A 22,292-nucleotide genomic window follows, 5' to 3' on the forward strand; every position below is an offset into this window, starting at 1 on the left:
TAGGGCGGGAGTATACTGCAAATGCCCTCTGGCGTCAGCATTGCGGGGCCTGAAGATTGCTCAGAATCCAGGCGGTGAAGGTGTGCATAATCATGCAGTCGCAAAAAGCCGGATTCTGCGGTTGGTCAAAACAGGGCAACAGAGTAAATTAGCGGCTTTGCGACATGAAAAGAGAGTGACTTATGGCGAACTGGCAATCCATTGACGAACTGCATGATATTTCCGCAGATTTACCGCGCTTCACCCAGGCGTTCACAGAACTTGCCACCCGTCTTGGTCTGGATATCGCGCCGCTTGAGGCCGATCACATCTCTTTGCGCTGTCATCAGAATGCCACGGCCGAGCGCTGGCGTCGCGGGTTCGAACGGTGCGGCGAGTTACTCTCCGAGAACATCATCAATGGTCGCCCCATTTGCCTGTTCAAACTGCATGAACCGGTGAACGTGGCGCACTGGCAATTCAGCGTGGTTGAGCTGCCGTGGCCGGGCGAGAAACGCTATCCGCACGAAGGCTGGGAGCATATCGAAATAGTCCTGCCGGGTGAGCCGGAAACGTTGAACGCGCGCGCGCTGGCCCTCCTTTCCGACGAAGGCTTAAGCAAGCCGGGGATTTTTGTGAAGACGAGTTCACCCAAAGGCGAGCGCGAGCGGTTACCTAACCCGACGCTGGCCGTCACTGACGGACAGGTCACGGTGAAGTTTCATCCGTGGACCATTGAGCAGATCGTTGCCAGCGAAGCGTAAGAGATGTGAATTCACGCCGGGACTGAAAATGGACGGTGTGTCATGATGTTTCGTTTAGTGGAATTTCAGGAGGATTAAATGGCGCTGCTGGAGATTTGTTGTTACAGCGTGGAGTGTGCCGTGACCGCGCAAAAGCACGGGGCTGACCGCATTGAACTGTGTGCGGCACCCAAAGAGGGCGGGCTGACGCCGTCTTATGGCGTGTTGAGGTCTGCCCGTCAGGCCGTCACCATTCCCGTTCACCCGATTATTCGTCCGCGCGGCGGTGATTTTTGTTACACGGCGGGCGAGTTCAGTGCCATGCTTGATGATATCGCACTCGTTCGGGACCTGGGGTTTCCGGGGCTGGTGACCGGCCTGCTGAATGAAGACGGCAACATCGATATACCGCGCATGCGTCAGATTATGAGCGCCGCGCAGGGGCTGGCCGTCACTTTTCATCGCGCATTTGATATGTGTAAAGATCCGCTTCAGGCCTTTGAAACGCTTGGAGAACTTGGCGTGGCGCGCATCCTGACATCGGGTCAGCAGGCGTCAGCTGAAAAAGGACTGCAATTAATTACGGAACTAAAAGCACATTCCGGTGTTCCAATAATAATGGCGGGTGCGGGAGTCCGCGCCAGCAATCTGGAACGGTTTTTAAACGCAGGGGTAGAAGAGCTGCACAGCTCCGCGGGTAAATGGATACCTTCGCCCATGCGTTATCGCAATACAGGATTGTCAATGTCGACGGATGCTGAAGCGGATGAGTATTCACGCTATGGCGTAGAGGGAGAGTCGGTTGCGGAAATGAAGTCGCTGATTGAGCGCCATCACGTGTAGCAACGTACCGATTTTTACCGCGCATCATGTCGCCCAATATGATGCTTGCTTGTACCAGGCCCCTGCAATTTCAACAGGGGCCTTTTTTTATCCCCTCACCCTAACCCTCTCCCCATAGGGGAGAGGGGACGGCTCGGTGCGGTTTTTCTCCCTCGCCCCTATGGGGAGAGGGCCGGGGTGAGGGGAAAACTACGGCTTGGTCGCAATCAACACCGCACGCATCGGGGCTGGATAGCCTTCGATGGTTTTGCTGTGGTCGGCCGGGTCGAGGAACTGCTCCAGCGATTCGGTGATCATCCAGTCGGTGCGGCGCTGTTCCTCAATTGAGGTCAAGCTGACGTCGGCAATTCGCACATCCACAAACCCGCACTTCTCCAGCCAGTTCTTCAGCGCCAGCGCGGAAGGGATGAAGTAAACGTTGCGCATCTGCGCGTAGCGATCGCCCGGCACCAGAACGGCATGTTCATCGCCTTCAATCACCAGCGTTTCCAGCACCAGCTCGCCGCCGCTGACCAGCTGATCCTTCAGTTGCCACAGGTGTTCAAGCGGGGAACGACGGTGGTACAGCACGCCCATGGAGAAGACGGTATCAAAGGCTTTCAGGGTAGGGAGTTGTTCAATGCCCAGCGGCAGCAGGTGCGCGCGCTGGTCGTTACCCAGCAGCTTACGCACCGCTTCAAACTGGCACAGGAACAGCTGCATCGGGTCAATACCTACCGCCAGATGCGCCCCCGCACCAATCATGCGCCACATGTGGTAACCGCTGCCGCAGCCCACGTCCAGAATGGTACGTCCGGTCAGGTCGGAAAGGTGGGGCAGCACGCGATCCCATTTCCAGTCCGAGCGCCATTCGGTATTGATGTTCACGCCGTAAAGTGAAAACGGCCCTTTGCGCCACGGCATCAGGTTACGCATCAGCGTTTCGATGCGGTTGATCTGCCCGGCCGGGAGCGGCTCTTCGCTCTCGGCGGTTACGCTGTGCAGAAGGTCCAGACGATGCGGGGTCAGTTCGGGCAGATACTCCACCGCGTTTGACCACTGCTTTAACAGGCCGTGCTGCTGATCGCGCTGCCAGGCGGCAATCTGCGCGGGCAAGGTTTCCAGCCAGTGGGAAAGCTGGTTTTTGGCAATCAGCTGATAGAAGTTGCTGAATTCGATCATGCGGATTCTCCCGCTTTCATCGCCACCAGAGAGCCAAAGTTAAAGCACTGGAACCACAGTTCGCTGTGCTCAAACCCGGCTTTGCTCAGACGCGCTTTGTGGGTTTCTACGGAATCCGTCAGCATCACGTTTTCGAGCATGCTGCGCTTCTGGCTGATCTCCAGCTCGCTGTAGCCGTTCGCCCGTTTGAAATCGTGGTGCATATTGAACAGCAGTTCGCCAACCTCGGCATCTTCGAAGCTGAATTTCTCCGAGAGCACCAGCGCGCCGCCGGGATTCAGCCCCTGGTAAATTTTGTCCAGCAGCAGCTGACGGTCTTCAGGCACCAGGAACTGCAGGGTGAAATTCAGCACCACCATCGACGCGTTATTGATCTCAATCTCGCGGATATCGCCTTCCACCACGTCGACCGGAACAGGGGCTTTATACGCGTCAATGTGGCGACGGCAGCGCTCAACCATGGCCGGGGAGTTATCGACGGCAATGATTCGGCAGCCTTCGTGGTGAACGTTACGACGAACCGACAGCGTTGCCGCGCCGAGCGAGCAGCCCAGGTCATAGACCTGCGTGCCGGGTTGAACGAAGCGCTCAGCCAGCATGCCGATCATAGAGATAATATTGGAATAACCGGGAACAGAGCGCTGGATCATATCCGGGAAGACTTCGGCTACCCGTTCATCGAAGGTCCAGTCGCCCAGGCTGGCGATAGGCGCGGAAAAAAGCGTGTCGCGATCTGACATAACGTAAAAATCCGGTAAAAATAAAGTGGCGTATTGTGCGCTAATGGAGGGAGAAAACCAACTCCCACGGCATATACCACAGGTTAGCCAGCACCATCAGCAAAAGCGAACACCAGGTCGCACTCATGCCGGAACGACGCCAGCGGATCAAGCGGTGGTGAAAACCGTAATAGTGCATCAGGCGGCCAGCAATAAGAAGCAGGCCACAGATGTGCACCATCCAGGTTTCTGCGCCATTCATCTCCATAAAAAGCAGCAGGATTAAGGCTGCGGGGATGTATTCGACCGCGTTGCCGTGAATGCGGATAGCGCTTTGTAGCTCGGAAAACCCGCCGTCACCGTAAGAGACGCGGTACAGCGTTCTGAGGCGCACAACATCAAATGAAAACTTAATCAGCAGTAATGCACCTAACACCGCATACAGCGCGCTGACCATACAAACTCCCTGTTTTTGGCAGATGGCACTTCACTATGATAGGGGGTGATATCAGAAAAGAGAAGATTGTTGTGGGATGGAAGGGGCGCTGCCCACGGACGGCACCGCAGCCTGCAAGGCCTGCCACAGAGCATCGACCAGTTCGGGCGCCTGGGCGATATCCGGCGTATGCAAAAAGAGATACGGCGTGGTGGTGTGTTCCCACTTCGCTAACGTTTGCAGCCAGACGGCGAACATCGCCTGATTTTGCTGCATGTTATCGCTGCCGATAAACCTGACCATTGGATTATGCGCGGTCACGATGGCGTGAACCGGCACTTTCGGTTTTTTACGCTGAGCTTCAACGATGGCTTCGCTATGGGGAACAGCGCTGTGCACCGGTCGGCTATCGAGGATCACCCGGTTAACGGAACGCTCAAGCAGGCCGCGATTGAGCGCTTTTTCTGCTTCGCCCTTCGCAAAAAATTCAGGATGCCTGACTTCAACGCCGTAGGTGAATTCACGGGGCAGGGCATCCAGGAACTGCCAGAGCGCAGGTAAATCGCGCGGGCCAAACGTGGCGGGCAGCTGGATCCAGTACTGACCGATGCGGTTCGCCAGCGGCGACATGCGCGTAAAAAACTCTTCGGTCAAATCACCGCAGTTGCGCAGCGCGGCCTGGTGGGAAATGGTGGCCGGAAACTTAAAGCAGAAGCGGAAGTCGTCGGTCGTTTGTTCCCGCCAGCGCGCAACAATCTCGGCTTTGGGGAGCGCATACAGGGTGGTGTTACCCTCGACACAGTTGAAGTGCCGGGCATACTCCTCAAGGCTGGTGATGCCAAGGCGCACCCATTTCGGGTGCGACCACTGGGGCAGGCCCACGTACATCATAGCGCGCTGACAATCTCATCCGTGCTGCGCACGCGGCCGATGCGCGGGAAGATATGGGTCATGCTGCCCTGATGCTGTTCCGCGGAGGCCGCGCTGCAGGCATCTTCGGCAATCACCAGGTTAAAGCCCAGCTCCCACGCGTTGCGGGCGGTAGACTCCACGCCGATGTTGGTGGAAATGCCGCACAGGACAATGGTGTCGATGCCGCGACGGCGGAGCTGTAGCTCGAGATCGGTACCGTAAAATGCGCCCCACTGGCGTTTGGTCACTTCAATATCGCTGTCGCGTTTGCCGAGTGCGGCCGGGTACGTCCACCAGTTTTCCGGCAGGGCGCGTGCAGGGACCTGGGCATCAACGGGCTGTTTTAACGCTTCGGCGTAATCAGCGGACCAGCCGACGCGCACCATGACAACAGGCACACCGCTGGCACGACATGTTTCCGCCAGGCGAGCAGCGCGGCTGACCACATCATCCGCAGTATGCGGGCCACCGGCGAAGGGCAGAATGCCTTCCTGTAAATCAATCACAACAAGTGCGGTTTTACTGGCATCAAGTGTTAACATCGTTACTCCCGTTAAATGAATCACTTCCAGACACCATACGACGTGATGGCCTGTTCCTGGGCGGATAATTTTGTTAATTTTTGTGAGAATGCGCAATAAGAGTGCAGCAAACGACCGCCTGGCCGTGGTTCGCTCTTATCGTCCGGCGGAATTTCCAGTATAATAGCCGCCTTTTTTCATCCAGTTGTGACATACAGAAAGCTGCGACATAGTAGCCTGCATACCAGGCGACATTTAGCCTGCGGCTAATTAAGGGATATCTCATGCGTACAGAATATTGCGGGCAGCTGCGTCAGTCCCACGTCGGACAGCAGGTAACCCTGTGTGGTTGGGTCAATCGTCGTCGTGATCTTGGTAGCCTTATCTTCATCGATATGCGCGACCGCGAAGGTATCGTTCAGGTGTTCTTCGATCCGGATCGCGCAGATGCGTTGAAGCTGGCCTCTGAGCTGCGTAATGAGTTCTGCATTCAGGTTACCGGCACCGTGCGCGCGCGTGACGAGAAAAACGTCAACGCCGACATGGCGACGGGTGCCATCGAAGTGCTGGCGTCCGATCTGGTGATAATCAACCGTGCAGAAGCGCTGCCGCTGGATTCCAACCACGTCAACACTGAAGAAGCGCGTCTGAAATACCGCTACCTGGATCTGCGTCGTCCGGAAATGGCTCAGCGCCTGAAAACCCGTGCGAAAATCACCAGCCTGGTGCGTCGCTTTATGGATGACCACGGTTTCCTCGACATCGAAACCCCAATGCTGACCAAAGCCACGCCGGAAGGCGCGCGCGATTACCTGGTCCCATCCCGCGTTCATAAAGGCAAATTCTACGCGCTGCCGCAGTCGCCACAGCTGTTCAAACAGCTGCTGATGATGTCCGGCTTCGATCGCTACTATCAGATCGTGAAATGCTTCCGCGACGAAGATCTGCGCGCTGACCGCCAGCCAGAATTTACCCAGATCGATGTGGAAACCTCCTTCATGACCGCCGAGCAGGTGCGTGAAGTGATGGAAGCTCTGGTGCGTAGCCTGTGGAACGACGTGAAAGGCGTTGAGCTGGGCGATTTCCCTATCATGACCTTCGCTGAAGCCGAGCGTCGTTACGGCTCTGACAAACCAGACCTGCGTAACCCGATGGAGCTGGTGGACGTAGCAGACCTGGTGAAAGGCGTTGAGTTTGCCGTCTTCGCTGGCCCGGCTAACGATCCTAAAGGCCGCGTAGCAGCGCTGCGTGTACCGGGCGGTGCGGCACTGAGCCGCAAGCAGATCGACGACTACGGCAACTTCATCAAGATCTACGGCGCGAAAGGTCTGGCCTATATTAAAGTGACCGAGCGTGCGAAAGGTCTGGAAGGCATCACCAGCCCGGTAGCGAAATTCCTGAACGCGGACATCGTGGAAGCGATCCTTGAGCGCACCGGCGCGCAGGACGGCGACATGATCTTCTTCGGCGCAGACAACAAGAAAGTCGTGGCGGATGCGATGGGCGCGCTGCGTCTGAAGCTTGGCAAAGACCTGAGCCTGACCGACGAAAACAAATGGGCGCCGCTGTGGGTTATCGACTTCCCAATGTTTGAAGACGACGGTGAAGGCGGCCTGACCGCAATGCACCACCCGTTCACCTCGCCAAAAGACATGACGGCGGCAGAGCTGAAAGCGGCACCGGAAGATGCGGTCGCCAACGCTTATGACATGGTCATCAACGGCTACGAAGTGGGCGGCGGTTCCGTGCGTATTCACAGCGGTGAAATGCAGCAGACCGTGTTCGGCATTCTGGGCATCAACGAGCAGGAGCAGCGCGAGAAGTTCGGCTTCCTGCTGGACGCCCTGAAATACGGTACGCCGCCGCACGCGGGCCTGGCCTTCGGTCTTGACCGACTGACCATGCTGCTGACCGGCACCGATAACATTCGTGATGTTATTGCCTTCCCGAAAACCACTGCCGCAGCGTGTCTGATGACCGAAGCGCCAAGCTTTGCCAACCCGGCCTCTCTGGCCGAACTGGGCATTGAAGTGGTGAAGAAGGAAGAGAAAAACTGATATGGCATATAAGCTTCCCGTTTCGGTCCTGGTGGTCATTTATGCAGAAGACACGAAGCGGGTGCTGATGTTGCAGCGGCGCGATGACCCTGATTTCTGGCAGTCGGTTACCGGCAGTCTGGAAGAGGGGGAAACCGCGTCGCAGGCCGCCGCGCGCGAAGTAAAGGAAGAGGTCACCATTGACGTTGCCCGCGAGCAACTGACCCTGAAGGACTGCCAGCGCACGGTGGAGTTTGAAATTTTTAGCCATTTACGTCATCGCTACGCGCCGGGTACCGAGCGCAATACGGAGTCGTGGTTCTGTCTCGCGCTCCCCCATGAACGGGAGATCGTGTTTACCGAACACCTGACCTACCGCTGGGTGAATGCGGCGGATGCCGCCGCACTGACCAAGTCGTGGAGCAACCGGCAGGCGATTGAAGAATTTGTAATTAACGCAGCCTGAGAAGGCGCGATTTTTGGAGAACTTTTTATGGCAGGTCATAGTAAGTGGGCCAACACCAAACACCGCAAAGCGGCACAGGATGCCAAGCGCGGTAAGATCTTTACCAAAATCATTCGCGAGCTGGTGACAGCAGCGCGTCTGGGCGGCGGCGATCCGGCTTCTAACCCGCGTCTGCGCGCGGCGGTAGATAAAGCGCTGTCAAACAACATGACGCGTGACACCCTGAACCGTGCAATCGCACGTGGCGTGGGCGGTGACGAAGACGCGAACATGGAAACCATCATTTATGAAGGTTACGGCCCTGGCGGTACTGCGGTGATGGTTGAGTGTCTGTCCGACAACCGTAACCGTACCGTTGCGGAAGTGCGCCACGCGTTCACCAAAACCGGTGGCAACCTGGGCACTGACGGTTCCGTTGCTTACCTGTTCAGCAAAAAAGGCGTCATCTCCTTCGAGAAAGGCGACGAAGATGCGATCATGGAAGCGGCGCTGGAAGCCGGTGCGGAAGACGTGGTGACCTTCGATGACGGTGCTATCGACGTTTATACCGCGTGGGAAGAGATGGGTGCCGTGCGCGACGCGCTGGAAGCGGCTGGCCTGAAAGCGGACAACGCTGAAGTGTCCATGATCCCGTCCACCAAAGCGGACATGGATGCGGAAACGGCACCGAAACTGCTGCGTCTGATCGACATGCTCGAAGACTGCGACGACGTGCAGGAAGTGTACCACAACGGTGAAATCTCTGATGAGGTTGCAGCGACTCTCTGATGAGAGCCTGTAAACCGTTTACGGGAGACGCGTGATGTCGATTATTCTCGGGATTGACCCAGGCTCACGCGTCACCGGTTATGGCGTTATCCGTCAGGTGGGACGCCAGTTAACCTACCTGGGCAGCGGCTGTATTCGCACCAAAGTGGACGATCTTCCTTCGCGCCTGAAGCTCATTTATGCGGGCGTGTCGGAGATCATCACCCAGTTTCAGCCGGACTATTTCGCCATTGAGCAGGTCTTTATGGCGAAAAACGCCGATTCAGCGCTAAAGCTCGGTCAGGCACGCGGTGTTGCCATCGTCGCTGCCGTGAACCAGGATTTGCCGGTATTCGAATATGCGGCGCGTCAGGTCAAGCAGACGGTGGTGGGCATTGGGAGCGCGGAGAAAAGCCAGGTGCAGCATATGGTGCGTACCCTGCTGAAGCTTCCCGCGAACCCGCAGGCCGACGCCGCGGATGCGCTGGCGATTGCGATTACCCACTGTCACGTCAGCCAGAACGCGATGCAAATGAGCGAGTCGCGACTCAATCTGGCGCGAGGCAGGTTACGATAATCAGAAATCAGGCTGGATAAACATCCAGCTTTTTTTATTATGTCGGCAGTTAATTTCTCCCAGAACGCAGGAGCGTCACGTGATAGGCAGACTCAGAGGCATCATCATTGAAAAACAACCCCCGTTAGTGCTGCTGGAAGTGGGTGGCGTGGGCTATGAAGTCCATATGCCGATGACCTGCTTCTACGAGCTGCCGGACGCGGGCAAAGAGGCGATTGTCTTTACCCAGTTTGTGGTGCGTGAAGATGCCCAGCTGCTGTACGGATTCAATAACAAGCAGGAACGCACCCTGTTCCGCGAGCTGATTAAAACCAACGGCGTCGGTCCGAAGCTGGCGCTGGCGATTTTGTCCGGCATGTCGGCACCACAGTTTGTGAATGCCGTCGAGCGCGAAGATCCTGCGGCGCTGATTAAGCTTCCGGGCATTGGTAAGAAAACCGCCGAGCGCCTGATTGTCGAGATGAAAGACCGCTTTAAAGGTCTGCATGGCGATCTGTTCACTCCGGCTGCCGATTTGGTACTGACCTCTCCTGGCGGCCCTGCGACGGATGATGACGCCGAGCAGGAAGCTGTTGCCGCGCTGGTGGCGCTGGGCTATAAACCTCAGGAGGCCAGCCGTATGGTGAGCAAAATTGCCAAACCGGACGCCAGCAGTGAAACCCTGATTCGTGAAGCGCTGCGCGCTGCATTGTGAGGTAAAGGATGATTGAAGCAGACCGCCTGGTGTCGGCAGGCACTATTCAGGCAGATGACGTGGTGGATCGCGCGATTCGCCCAAAACTGCTTGATGAGTATATCGGCCAGCCGCAGGTTCGTTCCCAGATGGAGATTTTCATCCAGGCGGCAAAGCTGCGCGGCGATGCGCTCGATCACCTGCTTATTTTTGGCCCTCCCGGTTTAGGCAAAACTACGCTGGCGAATATCGTTGCCAATGAAATGGGCGTCAACCTGCGCACCACCTCCGGCCCCGTGTTGGAGAAGGCGGGCGATCTCGCGGCGATGTTGACCAACCTCGAACCGCATGACGTGCTGTTTATCGATGAGATCCACCGCCTGTCGCCGGTGGTGGAGGAAGTGCTCTATCCGGCGATGGAAGATTACCAGCTGGATATCATGATCGGTGAAGGCCCGGCCGCGCGCTCCATCAAAATCGATCTGCCGCCCTTTACCCTGATTGGCGCCACCACCCGCGCCGGGTCGTTGACCTCTCCGCTGCGCGACCGTTTCGGCATAGTGCAGCGTCTCGAGTTTTACCAGGTGGCGGATCTCCAGCACATCGTTGGCCGTAGCGCCCGCTATATGGGGCTCGAAATGAGCGAAGAGGGCGCGTTTGAAGTGGCGAAGCGTTCCCGCGGTACGCCGCGTATCGCCAACCGCCTGCTGCGCCGGGTGCGTGACTTTGCCGAGGTGAAGCACGATGGCTCGATTTCCGCGGAGATCGCCGCTCAGGCGCTGGATATGCTTAACGTCGATGCCGAAGGCTTTGACTATATGGACCGTAAACTGCTGCTGGCGGTGCTGGACAAGTTCTTTGGCGGCCCTGTCGGGCTGGATAACCTGGCTGCGGCTATTGGGGAAGAGCGTGAGACGATTGAAGATGTGCTGGAGCCGTATCTGATCCAGCAGGGCTTCCTGCAACGCACCCCCCGTGGACGTATGGCAACAGTGCGGGCGTGGAATCATTTCGGCATTACGCCACCGGCAATGCCGTAATGTTTTGTTCCCTCTCCCGAGGGAGAGGGCCAGGTGAGGGCTTCAGCGCCCTCCATGTTAATTCGCGGTCTTTTTCATCATACTGAAGATAAACAGCACCGCCGCACTCAGCACCACTGACGGCCCCGCAGGCGTGTCATAGAACGCCGAGAACGTTAACCCACCCGTTACCGCAATCATCCCGATAATCACGGCTACGCCAGCCATCTGCTCCGGCGTACGGGCAAAACGACGCGCCGTGGCGGCTGGGATGATCAGCAGCGACGTAATAATCAGCGCGCCGACAAACTTCATTGCGACACCAATCGTTAACGCCGTCACCAGCATCAGCAGCAGTTTTACGCGCTGCAGCTTCACGCCGTCGACAAATGCCAGATCCGGACTGACGGTCATGGCCAGTAAATTCCGCCACTGCCAGAGCAGAATAGCGAGCACCACCACCACGCCAAGGGCGATAGCGATGAGATCTTCCGGCGTCACGGCCAGCAGGTCGCCGAAGAGGTAGGCCATCAGATCCACGCGGATGTTCGACATCAGGCTGACAACCACCAGGCCCAGAGACAGGGCACTGTGCGCCATAATGCCAAGCAGCGTATCAATGGCGAGGTGAGGGCGTTTTTCCAGCCAGACCAGACCGGCGGCCAGCAGCAGCGTGACCACAATCACCGCGTAGAAGGGGTTCACATCCAGCAGCAGACCAAAGGCTACGCCCAGCAGGGACGCATGCGCCAGGGTATCGCCAAAATAGGACATTCTGCGCCAGACAACAAACGAGCCGAGCGGGCCCGCGGCGCAGGCAAGCATAATCCCGGCCAGCCAGCCGGGCAGTAACAGTTCAATCATGAGTGTCCATTTCCCCGACGCAGTACGATTCGTCCCTGTAAATCATGGCGATGATTATGATGATGGCGGTAAATGCCCAGCTGTTCAGCGCCGCGAGGGCCGAACATGGAGATAAATTCCGGGTGCATTGACACCACTTCAGGCGTACCGGAGCAGCAGATGTGGTGGTTGAGGCACAGCACTTCGTCGGTTTTTGCCATTACCAGATGCAGGTCGTGAGACACCATCAGCACGGCGCAATCAAGTTCCCGACGGAGCTGGTCGATCAAATCATAAAGCGCAACCTGACCATTCACATCCACACCCTGAGTTGGTTCATCCAGTACCAGCAGCTGTGGGCTGCTCAGCAGCGCGCGGGCAAGTAAAACACGCTGAGTTTCACCGCCGGACAGTTTTTGCAGCGGCGCATCGACAAGATGGCCCGCCTGCACGCGTTTCAGCGCCGGGAGAATATCGGCTTTACGGGTGCCGGGGCGCAGGCGCAGGAAACGGCTGACCGTCAGCGGCAGCGTGGCGTCGAGATGAAGTTTTTGCGGCACATAGCCAATACGCAATTTTTCCTCGCGCTTAATCACGCCTTCATCGGGTGCGACCAGACCCAGCACCACGCGCACCAGGGTGGATTTGCCTGCGCCATTGGGGCCGAGCAGCGTCAGAATTTTGCCGGGCTTCAGATCGAGCGACACGTCAGAGAGGACGCGGCGCTGCCCGAATGAGACCGAAATATTTTCAAGAGAAACCAATGTCGTCATGTCATTTTAAGCTTGAAGAAGTCAACGAATGTTATAATATCACATTCCACGCATTCACTACGATGATTAGTCGCATTATGTTACATAAAAATACGCTTCTTTTCGCAGCATTATCCGCTGCCCTTTGGGGTACAACCGCACAAGATGTTAACGCTGCGGTTGTCGCTTCGCTTAAACCACTCGGATTCATCGCGTCTGCCATTGCAGACGGGGTAACGGAAACCCAGGTTCTGCTCCCTGATGGTGCATCTGAGCATGACTATTCCCTGCGCCCGTCAGATGTAAAACGCTTACAAAACGCGGACTTAGTCGTCTGGATTGGTCCTGAAATGGAAGCATTTATGCAAAAGTCAGCAAAACAGGTTGCTGGCGAAAAACAGGTCGCGATTGCCGAACTCTCCGGCGTGAAACCGTTGCTCATGAAAGGGGCGGATGACGACGGCGACGAACCTGACCATCATGCCGCAGACGGCGAAAAAGGTGATGGAGATCACCATCACGGCGAGTACAACATGCATCTTTGGTTATCCCCAGAGATAGCGCGGCTTTCAGCGGTTGCAATCCACGACAAATTAGTGGAACTTATGCCGCAAAGTCGAGCCAAACTAGACGCCAACCTGAAGGATTTTGAGGCACAATTAGCCGCAACCGATAAGCAGGTTGGTAATGAGCTCGCACCGTTGAAAGGTAAAGGGTATTTCGTTTTTCATGACGCCTACGGCTATTACGAAAAACACTACGGTTTGACCCCACTGGGCCACTTCACCGTCAACCCTGAAATTCAGCCTGGTGCGCAGCGTTTACATGAAATCAGAACACAGTTGGTTGAGCAAAAAGCGACATGCGTTTTTGCTGAGCCACAGTTCAGGCCAGCGGTCGTAGAAGCCGTGGCCAGGGGAACATCCGTGCGCATGGGAACCCTTGACCCGCTAGGTACGAATATCCAGTTGAGCAAAGCGAGCTATTCGCAGTTCCTCAGCCAACTGGCGAACCAGTATGCGAGCTGCCTGAAAGGAGATTAACGAGGAAGTGAATACGTGCAACAGATAGCCCGCTCTGTCGCCCTGGCATTTAACAATCTGCCACGACCCCACCGCGTTATGCTGGGGTCGCTTACAGTTCTCACCTTAGCGGTCGCCGTCTGGCGGCCCTATGTTTACCACCCGAGTTCTGCCCCTATCATCAAAACCATTGAGCTTGAAAAGAGCGAAATCCGTTCTTTGCTGCCTGAAGCCAGTGAGCCTATCGACCAGGCGGCTCAGGAAGATGAAGCCATCCCGCAGGATGAGCTGGACGATAAAACCGAGAACGAGGCGGGTATCCACGAATATGTTGTCTCTACCGGGGATACGCTGAGCAGCGTGCTGAACCAGTACGGCATCGACATGGGCAATATCAGCCAGCTGGCGGCTGCGGATAAAGATCTTCGTAACCTGAAAATCGGACAGCAGCTCTCCTGGACATTAACGGCGGATGGCGATCTCCAGCGTCTGACCTGGGAAATGTCCCGCCGCGAAACCCGCACCTACGATCGCACTGCAAACGGTTTCAAAATGACCAGCGAAATGCAGAAGGGCGACTGGGTTAACAGCGTTCTGAAAGGCACCGTGGGCGCGAGCTTTGTCTCCAGCGCGCGCGATGCAGGCTTGACCAGCGCTGAAATCAGCTCGGTGATCAAAGCCATGCAGTGGCAGATGGATTTCCGCAAGCTGAAGAAGGGCGATGAGTTCTCCGTCCTGATGTCCCGCGAAATGCTGGACGGCAAGCGCGAGCAAAGCCAGCTGCTGGGCGTACGTCTGCGCTCGGAAGGCAAAGATTACTACGCGATTCGTGCCGAAGACGGTAAGTTCTATGACCGCAGCGGTACGGGCCTTGCGAAAGGCTTCCTGCGCTTCCCGACGGCAAAACAGTTCCGCGTCTCCTCTAACTTTAACCCGCGTCGTCTGAACCCGGTAACCGGGCGCGTCGCGCCGCACCGTGGCGTTGACTTTGCCATGCCGCAGGGCACGCCGGTACTGGCGGTGGGAGATGGCGAAGTGGTGGTGGCCAAGCGTAGCGGTGCCGCCGGATATTATGTCGCGGTACGTCATGGCCGCACTTATACGACCCGCTATATGCACCTGCGTAAGCTGCTGGTGAAGCCGGGCCAGAAGGTGAAGCGTGGTGACCGTATCGCGATCTCCGGCAATACCGGACGCTCTACCGGCCCGCACCTGCACTATGAAGTGTGGATCAACCAGCAGGCCGTGAACCCGCTGACGGCGAAACTGCCGCGCACCGAAGGCCTGACAGGTAAAGATCGTACTGATTATCTGGCGCAGGTGAAAGAGGTGATGCCGCAGCTGAGCTTAAACTAAGCCCTCTGTTTTTGTTAAAAAAGCCGGCGCACACTGACGCCGGCTTTTTCTTTTGTGCGTGGACGACTGCCTCGCTACACTATCTGAATAAAATTTTGCGTCATCAGACCCTGGATCCAGCATGGAAACCAAAAAAAACAATATTGAATACATTCCTGAGTTTGAAAAATCCTTCCGCCATCCGCGCAACTGGGGCGCCTGGCTTGGTGTTTACGCCTTTGCGGGGATGGCGATGCTGCCTGCCTCTATACGCGATCCCGTTCTGGGGAAAATTGGCCGTCTGGCCGGGCGTTTAGGCAAGAGCGCCCGCCGTCGCGCGCAGATCAACCTTTATTACTGTTTTCCTGAGAAAAGCGACGCCGAGCGCGAGGCAATCATTGATGAAATGTACACCACCGCCCCGCAGGCAATGGCGATGATGGCTGAACTGGCGCTGAAAGGGCCCGATAAAATCGTCGATCGCGTTGACTGGAAAGGGCTGGACATCATCGAGGAGATGCGCCGCAATGACGAGAAAGTCATTTTCCTCGTCCCCCACGGCTGGGGCGTTGATATTCCGGCGATGCTGATGGCGTCTCAGGGCCAGAAAATGGCGGCGATGTTCCATAACCAGGGAAATAAAATCTACGATTTTGTCTGGAATACGGTGCGTCGTCGTTTTGGCGGACGTTTGCATGCGCGTAACGATGGCATTAAGCCCTTCATTCAGTCGGTGCGTCAGGGGTACTGGGGCTACTATCTGCCGGATCAGGACCACGGCCCAGAGCACAGCGAGTTTGTCGATTTCTTTGCGACCTATAAAGCGACGCTCCCCGCGATTGGTCGCCTGATGAAAGTCTGTCGTGCCCGCGTGATCCCGCTGTTCCCGGTCTATGACGGCAAAACGCATCGCCTGAGTATTGAGGTCCGTCCGCCGATGGATGATCTGCTGACCGCGGACGACCACACCATTGCGCGTCGAATGAACGAAGAGGTGGAAATCCTGGTGGGGCCGCATGCCGAACAGTACACGTGGATCCTGAAGCTGCTTAAAACGCGTAAGCCGGGTGAAACTGAGCCCTATAAACGCAAAGAGCTTTATCCGCGGAAATAATAAAAGCCCTCTCCATCTGGAGAGGGCTTTTTAACACAGACATTATTACTCGACGGTCATAACGCGCGTGGTGTTGGTTGAGCCGATGGTGCTCATCACGTCGCCCTGGGTCACAATGACGATATCACCGGACACCAGATAGCCTTTGTCGCGCAGCAGGTTTACGGCATCGTGCGCCGCAGCTACGCCGTCATTGGTGCTGTCGAAGTGAACTGGCGTCACGCCGCGGTACAGCGCCGTCAGGTTCAGGGTACGTTCGTGACGGGACATGGCGAAGATCGGCAGACCAGAGCTGATACGAGAGGTCATCAGCGCGGTGCGGCCAGATTCGGTCATGGTGATGATCGCGGTAACGCCCTTCAGATGGTTTGCCGCATACATCGCAGACATCGCAATCGCTTCTTCCACGTTGTCAAACTGCACGTCCAGACGGTGTTTAGAAACGTTGATGCTTGGGATCTTTTCAGCGCCCAGGCAGACGCGCGCCATAGCGGCCACGGTTTCTGCCGGATACTGGCCCGCAGCGGTTTCCGCAGAGAGCATCACCGCATCGGTACCATCCAGCACGGCGTTCGCCACGTCCATGACTTCTGCACGGGTTGGCATTGGGTTGGTGATCATCGATTCCATCATCTGAGTGGCGGTGATCACCGCGCGGTTCAGCTGACGTGCGCGACGAATCAGCGCTTTCTGGATCCCTACCAGCTCAGGGTCGCCAATCTCCACGCCCAGGTCACCACGCGCAACCATCACCACGTCAGACGCGAGGATCACATCGTCCATGGCATCCTGATCGCAAACGGCTTCCGCGCGTTCAACTTTCGCGACGATTTTAGCATCGCAGCCTGCATCACGCGCCAGACGACGCGCATAGTTCAGATCTTCACCGCAGCGCGGGAAGGAGACCGCCAGGTAGTCAACGCCGATCAGCGCAGCCGTCACGATGTCCGCTTTGTCTTTATCGGTAAGCGCTTCTGCAGAGAGGCCGCCGCCCAGTTTGTTGATGCCTTTATTGTTGGAGAGCGGGCCGCCGACGGTGACTTCGGTGAACACTTTCATGCCCTGAACTTCCAGCACCTTCAGCTGTACGCGACCGTCGTCGAGCAGCAGGATATCGCCTGGCACCACGTCAGCCGGCAGGCCTTTATAGTCGATACCGACTTTCTCTTTATCGCCTTCGCCTTTGCCCAGGTTGGCATCAAGCAGGAATTTGTCGCCGATATTGAGGAAAACCTTACCCTCTTTAAAGGTCGATACACGAATTTTTGGACCCTGCAAATCGCCGAGGATAGCAACGTGGCGGCCCAGTTTGGCTGCGATTTCACGCACTTTATCGGCACGTAATTTATGGTCTTCTGGCGTACCGTGAGAGAAGTTCATACGCACCACGTTGGCGCCGGCGGCGATAATTTTCTCAAGATTATTATCGCGATCGGTGGCCGGGCCTAAGGTGGTTACGATCTTGGTTCTGCGAAGCCTTCTGGACATGTAATACTCCGTTGACTGAAACAACTTTGGTGTTGCGTGAACATTGAATCGGCCTTCATCTGCTGCAAGGCAGCGGAGAGTGGACCGAATGCCGTAAATCGTTACATCGTAATTATTGGTTACGTCTTCGTTATCAACTATCAGGGAACATCGCTCTTTATAAGCAATTCTTTATCAAAACGCGATTCCTTCAGCGCTTCCTTGACCCGCTTCAAGTTATCCCGGAATTTTGCGCCCCGACGTAAGGTAAAACCGGTTGCCAGCACGTCAATCACGGTGAGCTGCGCCAGTCGGGAAACCATCGGCATATAAATGTCGGTGTCTTCCGGCACGTCGAGGGTGATCGCCAGCGTCGCTTCACGCGCCAGCGGCGTGCCTGCCGTGGTGAGGGCAATCACCATGGCATCGTTTTCACGGGCCAGCTGCGCCAGCTCTACCTGACTCTTGGTGCGCCCGGTGTGCGAAATCAGTACCACGACGTCATCTTCACTGCAATTCATACAGCTCATGCGTTGCAGCACAATGTCATCGGAATAAATAACCGGGACGTTAAAGCGGAAAAATTTGTTCATGGCGTCATGCGCCACTGCGGCAGACGACCCGAGACCAAAGAACGCAATCCGCTTGGCCTGGGTGAGCAAATCCACCGCGCGATTCACGGAACTCATGTCCAGAGACTGGCGGACGTGGTCAAGCGAAGCCATAGCCGATTCAAAAATTTTCGCGGTATAGGCATCAACGCTGTCGTCTTCATCCACATTACGATTAACATATGGGGTGCCGTTAGCCAGACTTTGTGCCAGATGCAGTTTAAAATCAGGGAAGCCGCGCGTTTCGAGGCTGCGGCAAAAGCGATTGACCGTCGGTTCGCTAACACCCGCTTCCTGTGCCAGAGCGGCGATGCTTGAATGAATCGCCTGAGCGGGGGAGGCGAGAATGACCTCGGCCACTTTTCGCTCGGATTTGCTAAGGTGTTCCAGTTGAAACTGGATTTTTTCCAGCATGTTCATGTTAACAGGACGCTCATGGGTGTAAACGATTTCATAAATTGATGAAATCGTGATTCGATTTAACCGATATTACCCTTGTGGCTTCCATTAAGGGTAACAATCGACAAGATAATGTTGTTGTTTTTTTTCATTACTTGATCGGTGTCGGGTTTTGCTGTGACCCCGTTGCGCAAAGAAACGACGGTTGTTGCGTCATTGCGCCGTCGTAATCCTCCAAAGGGGGAAAAATCGCGTTATCGCACGCGACGATAAGCGCTAATGGTTTCGGGAATGACGTAAAAGCAGTACAGTGCATTGTAATAAAATTACAACGATACCTGGCAGAAGTACCAGGTGATCCAACTGAGGAGAATGACATGGCGGTAACGCAAACAGCCCAGGCATGTGACCTGGTCATTTTCGGCGCGAAAGGCGATCTTGCACGCCGAAAATTGCTGCCTTCCCTGTATCAACTGGAGAAAGCGGGCCAAATTCATCCGGATACCCGTATCCTGGGTGTCGGGCGCGCCGACTGGGATAAGGACGCTTATACCAAAGTCGTCCGCGAGGCGCTCGAAACTTTCATGAAGGAAAAAATTGATGAAAGTTTGTGGGATACCCTGAGTGGACGCCTCGATTTCTGCAACCTGGACGTCAACGACGTCAGCGCGTTTACCCGCTTAGGCGCGATGCTGGATCAGAAAAACCGTGTCACCATTAACTATTTCGCCATGCCGCCAAGCACCTTCGGCGCCATCTGCAAAGGTCTGGGCGAAGCCAAACTGAACGCCAAACCGGCTCGCGTCGTGATGGAAAAGCCGCTGGGGACGTCGCTGGCAACCTCGCGTGAAATCAACGACCAGGTGGGCGAGTTCTTTGAAGAGTGCCAGGTCTACCGTATCGACCACTATCTCGGTAAAGAGACGGTACTGAACCTGCTGGCGCTGCGTTTCGCTAACTCCCTGTTTGTGAATAACTGGGACAACCGCACTATCGACCACGTTGAAATCACCGTGGCGGAAGAGGTGGGGATTGAAGGTCGCTGGGGCTACTTTGACCAGGCCGGTCAGATGCGCGACATGATCCAGAACCACCTGCTGCAAATTCTGTGCATGATTGCCATGTCTCCACCGTCTGACCTGACGGCTGACAGCATCCGTGATGCAAAAGTGAAAGTGCTGAAGTCACTGCGCCGCATCGATCGCTCCAACGTGCGTGAGAAGACCGTCCGCGGCCAGTACACCGCCGGGTTTGCGCAAGGCAAAAAAGTGCCGGGCTACCTGGAAGAAGAGGGCGCGAACAAGTCCAGCAACACCGAGACGTTCGTGGCGATCCGCGTGGATATCGACGACTGGCGTTGGGCGGGCGTTCCGTTCTACCTGCGCACCGGTAAACGTCTGCCAGCCAAATGTTCCGAAGTGGTGGTTTACTTCAAAAACCCGGAACTGAACCTGTTCAAAGAGTCCTGGCAGGAACTGCCGCAGAACAAGCTGACTATTCGTCTGCAGCCGGACGAGGGCGTGGATATCCAGATCCTGAACAAAGTGCCGGGGCTGGATCATAAACACAACCTGCAGACCACCAAGCTGGATCTGAGCTACTCCGAAACCTTCAACCAGACGCACCTGGCCGATGCTTACGAGCGTCTGCTGCTGGAAACCATGCGCGGTATCCAGGCGCTGTTCGTGCGCCGCGATGAAGTGGAAGAGGCGTGGAAATGGGTCGACTCCATCACCGAAGCCTGGGCGGCCGATCAGGATGCGCCAAAACCGTATCAGGCGGGTACATGGGGACCTGTCGCGTCGGTGGCGATGATCACCCGCGATGGCCGCTCCTGGAACGAGTTTGAGTAAGATAATCCTCTAGCTCGAAAGTGTTATTTTACCGGTAACATGATCTAACACAGCTAGTGGCACAATTTTCAACTTTTAAGCTCCGCGTGGATTCACCCGCGGAGCTTTTTTTATTACACTGCCGGAAGTGATTTTGCCCCTGAGCTCCGGACAGCAAGCGTTTCAGCGTTGTTAACAACTGCCAGCGACTTTGTAAACTCCCGAGCCGGACAGATAATTTAGAGGAGCTTTTATGAATCCGACATTGTTACGCGTAACACAACGCATTATCGAGCGCTCGAAAGAGACCCGTTCGGCCTACCTCGCCCGGATTGAACAGGCAAAGAGCAGCACCGTCCACCGATCTCAGCTGGCCTGCGGGAACCTGGCGCACGGCTTCGCCGCCTGCCAGCCTGATGATAAAGCGTCGCTGAAAAGCATGTTGCGTAACAATATCGCTATCATTACCTCCTATAACGATATGCTTTCCGCCCACCAGCCGTATGAGGTCTATCCCACTATCATCCGCAACGCGCTGCACAGCGTAAATGCGGTGGGCCAGGTGGCGGGCGGCGTACCTGCCATGTGCGACGGCGTGACGCAGGGGCAGGACGGTATGGAGCTGTCCCTGCTGAGCCGCGAAGTGATTGCGATGTCTGCCGCGGTGGGCCTGTCACACAACATGTTTGATGGCGCGCTGTACCTCGGCGTGTGCGACAAGATTGTCCCAGGCCTGGTGATGGCGGCGCTGTCGTTTGGGCATCTGCCTGCGATCTTCGTCCCGTCCGGCCCAATGGCGAGCGGTCTGCCGAACAAAGAAAAAGTGCGTATCCGCCAGCTGTACGCGGAAGGGAAAGCAGACCGTCAGGCGCTGCTGGAGGCGGAAGCCGCGTCCTATCATGCGCCGGGGACCTGTACGTTCTACGGTACGGCTAACACTAACCAGATGGTCGTGGAATTTATGGGAATGCAGCTTCCGGGCTCGTCCTTTATCCAGCCAGATGCCCCGCTGCGCAAGGCGCTGACCGAGGCCGCGGCCCGTCAGGTCACGCGTCTGACCGGCAACGGCAACGAATGGATGCCGATGGGCAAAATGGTCGACGAAAAAGTCATCGTCAACGGGATTGTCGCGCTGCTGGCAACCGGGGGGTCAACCAACCACACCATGCACCTGGTGGCCATGGCGCGTGCGGCGGGCGTTCTGATTAACTGGGATGACTTCTCCGAGATCTCTTCCGTGGTGCCGCTGATGGCGCGTCTGTACCCGAACGGTCCGGCGGATATCAACCACTTCCAGGCCGCAGGCGGCGTACCGCTGCTGATGCGCGAGCTGCTGAAAGGCGGACTGCTGCATGAAGACGTGAATACCGTGGCGGGCTTTGGCCTTCAGCGCTACACCCAGGAGCCGTGGCTGAACAACGGCGAGCTGGACTGGCGTGAAGGGGCGAGCGCGTCTCTTGATGCGCAGGTGATTGCCACTATCGACAAACCGTTCTCTCCTCACGGCGGCACCAAAGTGCTGAGCGGCAACCTTGGTCGTGCGGTAATGAAGACCTCTGCCGTACCGGAAGAGAACCAGGTTATCGAAGCGCCGGCGGTGGTATTTGAAAGCCAGCATGACGTGTTACCCGCCTTTGACGCCGGTCTGCTCGATAAAGACTGCGTGGTGGTGGTGCGTCACCAGGGGCCTAAAGCCAACGGGATGCCAGAATTACATAAACTTATGCCACCACTTGGTGTATTATTGGACCGCCGTTTCAAAATTGCGCTAGTCACCGATGGACGCCTCTCCGGGGCATCCGGTAAAGTGCCTTCAGCCATCCACGTGACGCCGGAAGCCTACGACGGCGGTCTGCTGGCGAAAGTGCGCGACGGTGACATGATCCGCGTGAACGGCCAGACGGGCGAGTTAACCCTGCTGGTGGATGAAGCCGAGCTGGCGGCACGTCAGCCCCATATTCCTGACCTGAGCGCATCGCGCGTGGGGACCGGACGCGAAATGTTCAGCGCGCTGCGTGAGAAACTCTCCGGTGCGGAGCAGGGCGCAACCTGTATTACGTTTTAAGACGACTTGATTTTAACGAT

Annotated in this window: 22 protein-coding genes; 13 read left to right on the plus strand and 9 right to left on the minus strand. The window is 56.4% G+C overall.

What is annotated here, in order from left to right; all coding sequences use genetic code 11:
* Positions 1 to 182 precede the first annotated feature (182 nt).
* Both AC27FC_RS02170 and cutC read left to right on the plus strand, forming a co-directional pair.
* Entirely contained in the window at positions 183 to 743 is a 561-nt protein-coding gene (locus tag AC27FC_RS02170; protein ID WP_033145857.1) for a VOC family protein, read from the plus strand.
* 78 nt (positions 744 to 821) lie between these two features.
* Complete coding sequence (gene cutC, locus AC27FC_RS02175) at positions 822 to 1,565, plus strand: copper homeostasis protein CutC (RefSeq protein ID WP_094935600.1); 744 nt, start codon at positions 822 to 824, stop codon at positions 1,563 to 1,565.
* A 189-nt stretch (positions 1,566 to 1,754) separates the two neighbouring features.
* Here the strand turns inward: cutC and cmoB are convergent, their stop codons facing one another.
* Genes cmoB through AC27FC_RS02200 form a run of 5 tightly spaced genes read right to left on the minus strand, consistent with a single transcriptional unit; the run spans position 1,755 to position 5,335 of the window.
* A complete protein-coding gene (cmoB, locus tag AC27FC_RS02180) occupies positions 1,755 to 2,726 on the minus strand; it encodes a tRNA 5-methoxyuridine(34)/uridine 5-oxyacetic acid(34) synthase CmoB (protein WP_196354246.1) in 972 nt (323 codons plus the stop codon).
* Positions 2,723 to 3,466, minus strand: coding sequence for a carboxy-S-adenosyl-L-methionine synthase CmoA (gene cmoA / locus AC27FC_RS02185; protein WP_487159834.1), 744 nt, complete (start codon positions 3,464 to 3,466; stop codon positions 2,723 to 2,725). The genes cmoB and cmoA overlap by 4 nt, the downstream gene beginning before the upstream one ends.
* 40 nt (positions 3,467 to 3,506) lie before the next feature.
* Positions 3,507 to 3,902 carry an MAPEG family protein gene (locus tag AC27FC_RS02190; RefSeq protein WP_021240443.1) on the minus strand — a complete coding sequence of 132 codons (396 nt, stop codon included), beginning with the start codon at positions 3,900 to 3,902 and terminating at the stop codon, positions 3,507 to 3,509.
* A 51-nt stretch (positions 3,903 to 3,953) separates the two neighbouring features.
* Positions 3,954 to 4,772, minus strand: coding sequence for a DUF72 domain-containing protein (locus AC27FC_RS02195; protein ID WP_085841654.1), 819 nt, complete (start codon positions 4,770 to 4,772; stop codon positions 3,954 to 3,956).
* Positions 4,769 to 5,335: a hydrolase gene (locus tag AC27FC_RS02200; RefSeq protein WP_196354247.1), complete on the minus strand. Its 567-nt coding sequence runs from the start codon at positions 5,333 to 5,335 to the stop codon at positions 4,769 to 4,771. Before AC27FC_RS02200 ends, AC27FC_RS02195 begins: the two co-directional genes overlap by 4 nt.
* 263 nt (positions 5,336 to 5,598) lie before the next feature.
* On the opposite strand from AC27FC_RS02200, the gene aspS reads away from it, so the two are divergent.
* From aspS to ruvB, 6 genes are all read left to right on the plus strand, one after another.
* On the plus strand, positions 5,599 to 7,371 hold the full coding sequence (gene aspS / locus AC27FC_RS02205) for an aspartate--tRNA ligase (protein ID WP_023312238.1): 1,773 nt from the start codon (positions 5,599 to 5,601) through the stop codon (positions 7,369 to 7,371).
* Between the two features lies 1 nt (position 7,372).
* Positions 7,373 to 7,816, plus strand: coding sequence for a dihydroneopterin triphosphate diphosphatase (gene nudB, locus AC27FC_RS02210; RefSeq protein ID WP_033145850.1), 444 nt, complete (start codon positions 7,373 to 7,375; stop codon positions 7,814 to 7,816).
* A 27-nt stretch (positions 7,817 to 7,843) separates the two neighbouring features.
* Positions 7,844 to 8,584, plus strand: a complete 741-nt coding sequence (locus AC27FC_RS02215; protein ID WP_008500447.1) for a YebC/PmpR family DNA-binding transcriptional regulator — start codon at positions 7,844 to 7,846, stop codon at positions 8,582 to 8,584.
* Between the two features lie 34 nt (positions 8,585 to 8,618).
* Positions 8,619 to 9,140, plus strand: a complete 522-nt coding sequence (ruvC, locus tag AC27FC_RS02220; protein WP_003859749.1) for a crossover junction endodeoxyribonuclease RuvC — start codon at positions 8,619 to 8,621, stop codon at positions 9,138 to 9,140.
* A gap of 79 nt (positions 9,141 to 9,219) precedes the next feature.
* Positions 9,220 to 9,834 (plus strand): Holliday junction branch migration protein RuvA, encoded by a 615-nt coding sequence (gene ruvA, locus AC27FC_RS02225; protein WP_023312236.1) that lies wholly within the window; start codon positions 9,220 to 9,222, stop codon positions 9,832 to 9,834.
* Positions 9,835 to 9,842: 8 nt separating this feature from the next.
* On the plus strand, positions 9,843 to 10,853 hold the full coding sequence (gene ruvB, locus AC27FC_RS02230; protein ID WP_023312235.1) for a Holliday junction branch migration DNA helicase RuvB: 1,011 nt from the start codon (positions 9,843 to 9,845) through the stop codon (positions 10,851 to 10,853).
* A 57-nt stretch (positions 10,854 to 10,910) separates the two neighbouring features.
* Here the strand turns inward: ruvB and znuB are convergent, their stop codons facing one another.
* Both znuB and znuC read right to left on the minus strand, forming a co-directional pair.
* Complete coding sequence (gene znuB, locus AC27FC_RS02235) at positions 10,911 to 11,696, minus strand: zinc ABC transporter permease subunit ZnuB (protein ID WP_196354248.1); 786 nt, start codon at positions 11,694 to 11,696, stop codon at positions 10,911 to 10,913.
* Positions 11,693 to 12,448 carry a zinc ABC transporter ATP-binding protein ZnuC gene (gene znuC, locus AC27FC_RS02240; protein WP_023312233.1) on the minus strand — a complete coding sequence of 252 codons (756 nt, stop codon included), beginning with the start codon at positions 12,446 to 12,448 and terminating at the stop codon, positions 11,693 to 11,695. Before znuC ends, znuB begins: the two co-directional genes overlap by 4 nt.
* A 77-nt stretch (positions 12,449 to 12,525) precedes the next feature.
* Here znuC and znuA point away from each other — a divergent pair, with 77 nt between their 5' ends.
* The 3 genes from znuA (at position 12,526) to lpxM (ending at position 15,898) form a co-directional block, all read left to right on the plus strand.
* On the plus strand, positions 12,526 to 13,470 hold the full coding sequence (znuA, locus tag AC27FC_RS02245; RefSeq protein ID WP_069303915.1) for a zinc ABC transporter substrate-binding protein ZnuA: 945 nt from the start codon (positions 12,526 to 12,528) through the stop codon (positions 13,468 to 13,470).
* 15 nt (positions 13,471 to 13,485) lie between these two features.
* Positions 13,486 to 14,805, plus strand: a complete 1,320-nt coding sequence (mepM, locus tag AC27FC_RS02250; protein ID WP_024909694.1) for a murein DD-endopeptidase MepM — start codon at positions 13,486 to 13,488, stop codon at positions 14,803 to 14,805.
* A 121-nt stretch (positions 14,806 to 14,926) separates the two neighbouring features.
* Positions 14,927 to 15,898 (plus strand): lauroyl-Kdo(2)-lipid IV(A) myristoyltransferase, encoded by a 972-nt coding sequence (lpxM, locus tag AC27FC_RS02255; protein WP_087822785.1) that lies wholly within the window; start codon positions 14,927 to 14,929, stop codon positions 15,896 to 15,898.
* 45 nt (positions 15,899 to 15,943) lie between these two features.
* On the opposite strand, the gene pyk is transcribed toward lpxM, so the two are convergent.
* Together pyk and AC27FC_RS02265 are read right to left on the minus strand one after the other, a co-directional pair.
* A complete protein-coding gene (pyk, locus tag AC27FC_RS02260; RefSeq protein WP_008500455.1) occupies positions 15,944 to 17,386 on the minus strand; it encodes a pyruvate kinase in 1,443 nt (480 codons plus the stop codon).
* A gap of 140 nt (positions 17,387 to 17,526) precedes the next feature.
* Entirely contained in the window at positions 17,527 to 18,396 is an 870-nt protein-coding gene (locus tag AC27FC_RS02265; protein WP_023312229.1) for a MurR/RpiR family transcriptional regulator, read from the minus strand.
* A gap of 356 nt (positions 18,397 to 18,752) precedes the next feature.
* Here AC27FC_RS02265 and zwf point away from each other — a divergent pair, with 356 nt between their 5' ends.
* Positions 18,753 to 20,228 carry a glucose-6-phosphate dehydrogenase gene (zwf, locus tag AC27FC_RS02270; protein WP_023312228.1) on the plus strand — a complete coding sequence of 492 codons (1,476 nt, stop codon included), beginning with the start codon at positions 18,753 to 18,755 and terminating at the stop codon, positions 20,226 to 20,228.
* A gap of 232 nt (positions 20,229 to 20,460) precedes the next feature.
* Entirely contained in the window at positions 20,461 to 22,272 is a 1,812-nt protein-coding gene (edd, locus tag AC27FC_RS02275; RefSeq protein ID WP_094935595.1) for a phosphogluconate dehydratase, read from the plus strand.
* Positions 22,273 to 22,292: the final 20 nt, after the last annotated feature.

The organism is Enterobacter sp. C3_dUdeg (assembly GCF_057536195.1).